This window comes from Paenibacillus sp. 7516 (assembly GCF_002272715.1).
Taxonomy (GTDB): Bacteria; Bacillota; Bacilli; order Paenibacillales; family Paenibacillaceae; genus Paenibacillus; species Paenibacillus illinoisensis_A.
This window is the reverse complement of record NZ_NPBI01000040.1, coordinates 139,497-147,358: the sequence shown is the minus strand read 5'-3', so window position 1 is coordinate 147,358 and position 7,862 is coordinate 139,497. Positions and strand designations below refer to the sequence as shown.

Genomic DNA, 7,862 nt, shown 5'->3' with positions numbered 1-7,862 from the left:
CTGTGTTTCTCGTGTTTTCTTGGCCGGAAATATAATATATCATGCGGAAAGAGTAATTACTACATGTAAAATATCCCAAATGGTATTATCGTAGAAAGAATAGATTTACATAGATACTTTGACTATTACCCCTGCAGTCATCAGTGTGCAGACTATCTAAACTTATCAGACATAGGTCAACATCTACTCCAGTCCATTCATTTAGGTAGACATGTATTGTTGCAGTTAAGGTGAGACTCATTAGTTTCTTTTTCGGGAGCATTTCTGAATTCGCTGTTGAAAGCATTCTGAATCCTTTGGTACAACTTATATGATCTACTACAAATCACCTACTACGTTATATATCTTCTATTAATAGTAGAAACCGATGGTTAGATATCTGATTACGTGGCCCAACCACTGCCGATTCACCCTACTTGTTTCCGAATCTACCCATCATAATTGTATCGTAGTACTCCCCGTTCGCATGTCTGCGGTCCTTTTTCAACACACCTTCAATTTCAAAACCCATTCTTTGATATAACTCTATTGCTTTATCATTGGTTTCTAATACAGTCAGCGTTACTTTCTCAACGCCGCTCCTGTCTGCCCAATAGAGTGACGACTCCAGCAGCTTATTCCCGATGCCATAGCCCCAGTAATTTCGGGCAACACACACCCCAAACTCAACTCTATGGGAAAACCGCTTCAGGTCAGACCCCTCACATCTGGCGTATCCAACAATCTCTTCCTTCACAGTAGCCACAAGAAACAAGTTACGTTCTTTCTCTGTGTCCAACCGGATAATGTTCCTGAACCCCGCTGCATCGATATAAGCTTCGCCCCGCTCCCGGTCCATGTTCTCCGTTTCTCCATCGATCTGTACACGAAGCGAAGATAACGACTCTGCATCCCTTTCTTCTGCCGATCTAATCGAAAAAGCCATTCCTTTTATGATAAACTCCTGTTTATGAAACTTCATATCTACCCTTCCCTCTATCTCCTATCCGAATTCGGATGGACTTTTGCCCGTAAGCATTTTGAATACCTGACTAAAATACGTCGCGTTTCGGAACCCCGTCATCTCACTAACCTCGTAGACCATGTAATGACCAGATTGCAGCAGCTCTATCGCCTTTTGAATTCTATATCCATTGAGATAACCCACGAAATTTTCCCCGGTTACCCTTTTGAATAGCTGGCTCAGATATTTGGGATGTACAAAAAGCCCCTTCGCTATGGCCTCAAAACTGATTTCTTCAGCATAATGCTGCTCTACATACTGTTTCACCTGATCGACAAGTTTATTGCTCTTTTTCTCTGTCATCTCTTTCCGTGTCTGCTCGATCCATTCTCCAATAAATGCATCCATCCAGTATAGCAGATCCTGCAATGAGTATTTGGTTTGAATATCCCTGAGAAACTCGCTCATGGCCATTGGCGGGCGTAACAGGGGATACTGTCTATTCCAACTGTGAATTAAGGTATTAAAAAGACTTACGGCTACTACCTGTACATCCTGAAGGCCAGTACACTTGCCAACCTTAAACATCTGGCGGATTAAAAGCCATGCCTCTTCTGCCAAATCAATCTTCATGTCTGCCCATGACTCGTTCCATTGCTGCAGCAGCATAGAATAATCATGTACACTCGTTTCCACTCTTTGGATGGAGTTATATGAATAGATTCGGCTTCCTCCCTGAAATTCCGCCATCTCAAGTGCTTCTCTGCTCTCCAGATAAGAGTCCATTATCTCGCACAGATGATTTTTGGGTGTTCCAATCCCGGCGCTCATCTCCATTTTGAGATACGTAAATACCTGGTCAATCATCCTTTCCACAAGGGAGTACATCTCATCAAGCAGCTCTTCTCCGCCAAAAAGGAGCAGCACAAAAACCTGATCTGAATAATCCAGGATCTCTACCTGACTGTTCGTTAAGCGAACCGTTTGTTCCTTAATCGTTTCCTGAATAATATCAGCCGCCCCGTAGCGGAGCAGCTGCCAGTCACGCTCTTTCATCTTTGTCAGAAATTCGGGGCGATTCAGCTGCAGACTAATCGCGCTTACCTGCGCAGACCAGTGAATGCCCACGTAATCCATACGTTCTTTAGACAACTCATTGGCCTGATAACGTGTGGTCAGGAGTTCGTGGAGAAACTGTTTGCGCAAATAGGGAACTACCTTTCCGATCTCCTGCTTGTATGTTCGCTCCAGCCGCTCATGCCGCTCTCTCACCTCCTGTTCCAACAGAACCTCACGCAGCACGGATTCGATCTCTTCCACCTCTGCCGGTTTCAGCAGAAAATGGTTCACTCCCCACCGCATGGCGGCCCGAGCATTCTCGAATTCGTCGTATCCACTTAAAATGATAATCGGCAGATGAGGATAATTGCGGCGAAGTGCCTGTGTTACCTCCAACCCTGTCATCCCTGGCATGTAAACATCGGTCATGACCAGATCAGGGCGCAGCTGCTCGAATTGTTCAAGCGCATCTACGCCGTTGGAAGCTGTGCCTGCAATTCTCAGACCCAGAGAAGGCCACTCAATATGTTCGGTTAAAGCCTTAATCATATGTGGATCGTCATCTACAAGCATGATGGTTTTCATATGTTTTCACCGTCCAGCCAGAGATTTAACTGCTCTTCCGTCTCAATACGCGGTAGTGAGATCGTTACTTGCACACCACCCGAGCTACCTGTACGTAAATGAACGCCATATCCCTTGCCACAATATAACTGGATGCGCTGATGTACATTTCTCACACCGATACCTGATGAACTTTCCAGTCCCCACTCTTCTGGTAAACCTTGACCATTATCTATAATCTGAATAACGACCCTGGATGGATCCTCAGTCTCTTCCCCTATTTCCACACGGATTTGAAGTGCCTCATCTTTGGGATTAGCATGTATGACGGCATTTTCAATAAAGGGCTGCAAAATAATTTTGGGGATGTAACAGCTTCGGACACGCGGATCGATCTGTTCTGCATAATGAATGGAGAAAGGCAATCTTTCGGCCTGGATGCTGACATAACAACGGGCGTGCTCCAGCTCATCACGAATTTTAATGAACATTTTGCCTCCACTAAGACCAATGCGTAAAAGTTTGCTGAGCTGAACAATCATGCGGCTAATGTCTTTGGCTTCATAATCAAGCGCACGCCAGTGGATCATATCCAGTGTATTGTAGAGAAAGTGCGGTTTGATCTGTGCCTCCAGCAGACTTGTCTGGGCCTCTCGCTTGGCCCGGCTCTCCTCCTTCACCTGGTTCATCAATTCCGTCAGTCTGGAAGCCATATGATTGAAGCCATAAGCCAGATGAGCATATTCCTGGGTAAAAGAGAGCTGTACCCTAGTTTCGAAGTCACCCTTCTCAAGCTGTCTCATTCGCTTAATCAGCTGACGAAGGGGCCGGATAATGCGCCGGACGAACAAATACGCGAATACGGCTGAACATACCAATCCGACCACAGCAATACCGAGCACCTGCCACCCCGCATACCTGACAGGAGATAGCAGTGTATGTACAGGTATCGTCTGTACCAAACGCCACTGAAGTGTCGCGGGCTTGGAATACAGCACGAGCTGCGCACCGCCACCATCGCCAGATACTACCTCGAATCCATCTTCATTCTGCTGGGCATGCTCTTGAATCCATTCACTATCCACGACCGGTAGCGTTCCCCGAGCGGCTGTATCCACTGGCAGGAGAGAGTCAGCTACAACTGCATCTTCATTACCACTGGTACGCTGGTCATAAGCCCTTACCGGATCGGCATCACCCATCTGCATAATGACGTTACCCGCCGTGTCCACGAGCAGCACCTGTCCATCCAATACCATGGGCATGTCCGCAAATCGGCGCACAATATCGGCACGACTCAAACGGATTAGGACATAGGCTGCCGTACTGCCATGACTGTCAAATATCCGCTGTGCATAACCAACCAGGGAATGTCCTGATTCATTTTCCCGCAGAGGTACCCAGGCTGCATCTGCATGTTCCAGAGCTGTGAACCAAGAATCCCCTGCAATCGTATCCACCGGAAAAATCCGGTCAGGCATCGTGACGTTAACCCCCTTGAACGCATCCGTATACAATTCCACGGAGGTGATGCCTTCACTAACAACAAGCGTATGGTCCAGTATTTTGGCTAACTCCCGTCTTTGGTGAATCTGTGTAAGCCTCCCTGTTCCTGCTGTTTCCAGCAAACTTGAGAGCTCTCTGTTGCTTGCCAGCGAATAGGCGGTTTCTGTCACTCCAGTAATAAAATCAAAGCCGCGCCGGGTGCTCTCGTTAAGGAGTGCCAGCCGTGCTTTGCTGATCTCGGTAAAGGTTACGGTAGAGAAAGACTGATATGCCAGCCAGACGATGCCCGATACAAGCAGCAGGTTAAACGCAATAAAGCAAGTCACCATCAGCGTGGTGAGCTTGCTTTGCTGCAGTTTGTGATTGATAAACAGGGATAATCGTCGTTTCCACATGAAACCAACTCATTTCGTTTGGAAATTACCCTTTGAGCCCGGAGGTCGCGATCCCTTCCACGAAGTACTTTTGGCAGACCATAAATACGATGAAACAAGGCACGAGCGATAACACCGACATGGCAAACATCGGACCCCAATCCGATTGGGAACTGGAATCCAGGAACAAGCGCAGCCCCAGCGGTACCGTGTATTTGCTGACATCACTTAAATAGATCAGTTGGCTGAAGAAATCATCCCATGTCCACAAAAAGGTAAAGATCATCGTGGTCACCAGCGCCGGAAAGGCCAGCGGGATAATGACCTTCGTGTAAATGCGGACGGGTCCACAGCCATCAATGGTTGCCGCCTCATCCAGCTCTTTGGGCAGACCGCGGAAGAATTGAACCATTAGGAAAATAAAGAAGGCATCCGTGGCGAGCCATTTGGGCACCACCAGAGGCAGGTACGTATTCACCCATTCCAAATGGTTGAACAGGATATACTGCGGGATCAGCGTCACATGATGCGGCAGCATGATCGTCATTAACATCAAGCCGAAGCAGATTGCCTTGAAACGAAAATCTAGCCTAGCAAAGGCATACGCCGCCATTGAACAAGAGACCACATTACCCAGGACCGCACCCATTGACAGGACAATGGAGTTGGTCAGGAAACGGGAAAACGGGTTACCCTGGATTCCGGTCCAGCCGTTCATATAATTTTGAAAATTCCATTCCTGCGGCCAGAACCACGTCTCCGTGAAGATCATATGTCCCGGCTTGAACGAGCTGCCCAGCATCCAGAGCACGGGATACAGCATGACGAGAGCAATTCCTGAAATCAAAATATGTTTCGCCATGACCCAAACAGGAGAATTCCGTTGTCCAATCATGATTTCCCACCATCCTCATAATGGACCCACAGCTTGCTGCTGCGGAATACCAGCAATGTAAACACGCCGATCAGGATTACCAGCACCCAGGCCATCGCCGATGCATAACCCATCTGAAAGAAGGAGAATCCCTTCTTATAGAGATATAGGGAATACATCAATGTTGAATTTACAGGCCCCCCGCTGCCATTGCTGATGACAAAGGCTTGCGTGAACGATTGAAAGGACGTAATCAGCTGCATGACCAGATTGAAGAAGATAACCGGAGACAGAATCGGCAGCGTTATATTGAAGAAACGCCGGAACGGACCAGCACCGTCTACCGCAGAAGCTTCGTCATATTCAGGTGGAATCTGCTTCAGGCCTGCCAGAAAAATAATCATGGATGATCCGAACTGCCATACGGATAACAGCACGATGGAGTACAGCGCATATTTCGGATTAGCCACCCAATCCGGTGCCTTGATACCCACCATGGCAAGCACGCCATTGAGCAGGCCGTCGCCACCCAGCATTTTGCGCCATAACATGGCGATGGCAACACTGCCTCCAAGCAAGGTGGGGATGTAATATACGGTCCGGTAAATACCCAGCCCGCGAATTCCTTTGTTAAGCAGCATCGCGACAAGCAAGGCAAAGATCAATTTCACCGGAACGGACACAGCAACATACGTAAAGGTCACCTTCAGCGACTGGATAAACAACTTATCCGAGGTAAACATGGTCGTGTAGTTCCCCAGACCGACCCAGGAAGGGGCGGCCAGGATACTGTAGTCTGTAAACGAAATGTATAATGAAACCAGCATTGGGCCTAGGGTCAGAAACAGTAACCCAACCAGCCATGGGGCCAGAAACAGAAGAGCAGCTCCGTTATGTGCATATCTTCGTTTCACCCGCCGGGCAGTCATACGCTCGGTTCGGGCTTGACCGATCTGAGTTGTACTCATCTTCGCAACCTCCCCGCGGAATTTGAAGTCTGGATCTGTTCAAGGCTCTACTGACTCGATGCAAGTGTCGCTTTGGCGCCTTCAATAAACTGGGCAATCACATCCGATGTGCTGCCTTGACCGAAGGCGATCTGCTCACTTGCACTCTTGAAGCTGGTATCCACTTCGGAAAAGCCCTGCGGGTAAGGCGGATCAATTTCACTGGAGTTTTTTGATACGACGTCGATAAACTGGAAGATGGCTTGCTCCGCTTCAGGCAGCGTAGGTTGCATTTTCTCACGAATGCTGGAGTTGACGGGTACTCCCCGCTCGGAGCCGAGAATGGCGGTCGCCTCTGGATCGTTCACCATGAAGTCAATAAACATGGCTACTTCCTTCGGATGTTTGGTTTTGGCGTAACCCGACAGGAACTGACCTGCTTTCAGGTATTCACCGATTTGTTTTTCGTTCTCTCCATGCGGGAGCACTTGTATGCCAAGCTTGTGATCCTGGTTTTTGTTCACCTGCTGGAACGTCAATAATTGGTTGGACCATGCAAAATCCATCGCGGCCGTACCCAGCGAGATCGGACGTGTCTCCAATGCATTGGTTGTGGACGCCGTCACTTCGGCAGGGGTAACACCCCCATTCTCTCTAAGCGCTCCCCACATGTCGAACCACTGCTGAAGCTCCTCATGGGTTGCCGCCATCGTCCCACCTTCGAATAGTCCTTTGCCTGTTTGACGAATAAACACCTCAAACATGTTGGTCGTTCCCGATACATCCGCTGATCCGTAGAAACCTTCACCCTTTTCTGCAGCAATCTTGGCTGCAATATCGCTAAAGTCCTTCCACGTCCAGCTCTCTTGAGGTTCTTCGATCCCAAGTTCCTTAAACAGAGTCGCATCATAAATGACACCGGGTGCATTTACGCCTAACGTAATTGCGTATAATTTATCATCAATCGATCCGGCTTTGAGCATGCTCGCGTCATGGTCATCTGTACGGAGCTCTTTACTCTCGCTGTATGGGGTCAGGTCGAGAAGTGCACCACGCCGGGCAAAGTCGGTAAGAAAAGCGTAATCCATCTGCACAATATCCGGTGCATTTGAACCGGCTACCTGCGTGGTCAGCTTATCAAAATATCCGTCCCATCCGGAGTATTCCGGTTTGATCGTAATACCGGGGTGTTTCTCTTCAAACAGTTTGATCACTTTGGTCGTCAGATCATGGCGAGTCTGTGATCCCCACCAGGTCATGCGCAGCTGAATGTTGCCCGAGGCAGCTTCCTCACTTCCCTCACCAGATGAAGCAGTAGACCCGGAAGATGCTCCGGAACAGGCTGTAGCCAATAACAACAGGGACATGCAGAACAGGGTTACCCATTTTTTAGTGATCAACATGAATGAATTTTCTCCCCTTTTATTATGGAATCGCTTACAAAACTATTGTAACGGCGTATTACCGCTCATGACATAAACAAAAGTAAGCTTTCCTGTCAAAAAAGTAAGGGGTTAGGGAGTAAAAACCACCGGAGTAAATTCCCCGGCGGTTTGTCATGTCACAAATGCATCATCTCCATGAGATACCCCATC

At 48.2% G+C, this 7,862-nt stretch carries 6 protein-coding genes; all 6 read right to left on the bottom strand.

What is annotated here, in order from left to right:
• Positions 1–412: 412 nt before the first annotated feature.
• Positions 413–961 carry a GNAT family N-acetyltransferase gene (locus CHI14_RS27235; RefSeq protein ID WP_095293140.1) on the bottom strand — a complete coding sequence of 183 codons (549 nt, stop codon included), beginning with the start codon at positions 959–961 and terminating at the stop codon, positions 413–415.
• Positions 962–982: 21 nt separating this feature from the next.
• Positions 983–2,587: a response regulator transcription factor gene (locus CHI14_RS27230; protein WP_095293139.1), complete on the bottom strand. Its 1,605-nt coding sequence runs from the start codon at positions 2,585–2,587 to the stop codon at positions 983–985.
• Positions 2,584–4,467: a cache domain-containing sensor histidine kinase gene (locus CHI14_RS27225; protein ID WP_095293138.1), complete on the bottom strand. Its 1,884-nt coding sequence runs from the start codon at positions 4,465–4,467 to the stop codon at positions 2,584–2,586. The genes CHI14_RS27230 and CHI14_RS27225 overlap by 4 nt, the downstream gene beginning before the upstream one ends.
• 25 nt (positions 4,468–4,492) lie before the next feature.
• The gene (locus CHI14_RS27220) at positions 4,493–5,308 is read right to left on the bottom strand and encodes a carbohydrate ABC transporter permease (RefSeq protein ID WP_249281258.1); all 816 of its coding nucleotides are present in this window, start codon (positions 5,306–5,308) and stop codon (positions 4,493–4,495) included.
• 29 nt (positions 5,309–5,337) lie between these two features.
• Positions 5,338–6,249, bottom strand: coding sequence for a carbohydrate ABC transporter permease (locus CHI14_RS27215; RefSeq protein WP_170948289.1), 912 nt, complete (start codon positions 6,247–6,249; stop codon positions 5,338–5,340).
• Between the two features lie 86 nt (positions 6,250–6,335).
• Entirely contained in the window at positions 6,336–7,670 is a 1,335-nt protein-coding gene (locus CHI14_RS27210) for an ABC transporter substrate-binding protein (protein WP_095293135.1), read from the bottom strand.
• Between the last annotated feature and the right edge of the window lie 192 nt (positions 7,671–7,862).

What these genes read in the sequence shown, in the direction of transcription:
- CHI14_RS27220 (WP_249281258.1), bottom strand. Translation starts at nt 5,308, where the DNA reads ATGGCGAAACATATTTTGATTTCAGGAATTGCTCTCGTCATGCTGTAT.
- CHI14_RS27210 (WP_095293135.1), bottom strand. Translation starts at nt 7,670, where the DNA reads ATGTTGATCACTAAAAAATGGGTAACCCTGTTCTGCATGTCCCTGTTG.
- CHI14_RS27225 (WP_095293138.1), bottom strand. Translation starts at nt 4,467, where the DNA reads ATGTGGAAACGACGATTATCCCTGTTTATCAATCACAAACTGCAGCAA.
- CHI14_RS27215 (WP_170948289.1), bottom strand. Translation starts at nt 6,249, where the DNA reads ATGACTGCCCGGCGGGTGAAACGAAGATATGCACATAACGGAGCTGCT.
- CHI14_RS27230 (WP_095293139.1), bottom strand. Translation starts at nt 2,587, where the DNA reads ATGAAAACCATCATGCTTGTAGATGACGATCCACATATGATTAAGGCT.
- CHI14_RS27235 (WP_095293140.1), bottom strand. Translation starts at nt 961, where the DNA reads ATGAAGTTTCATAAACAGGAGTTTATCATAAAAGGAATGGCTTTTTCG.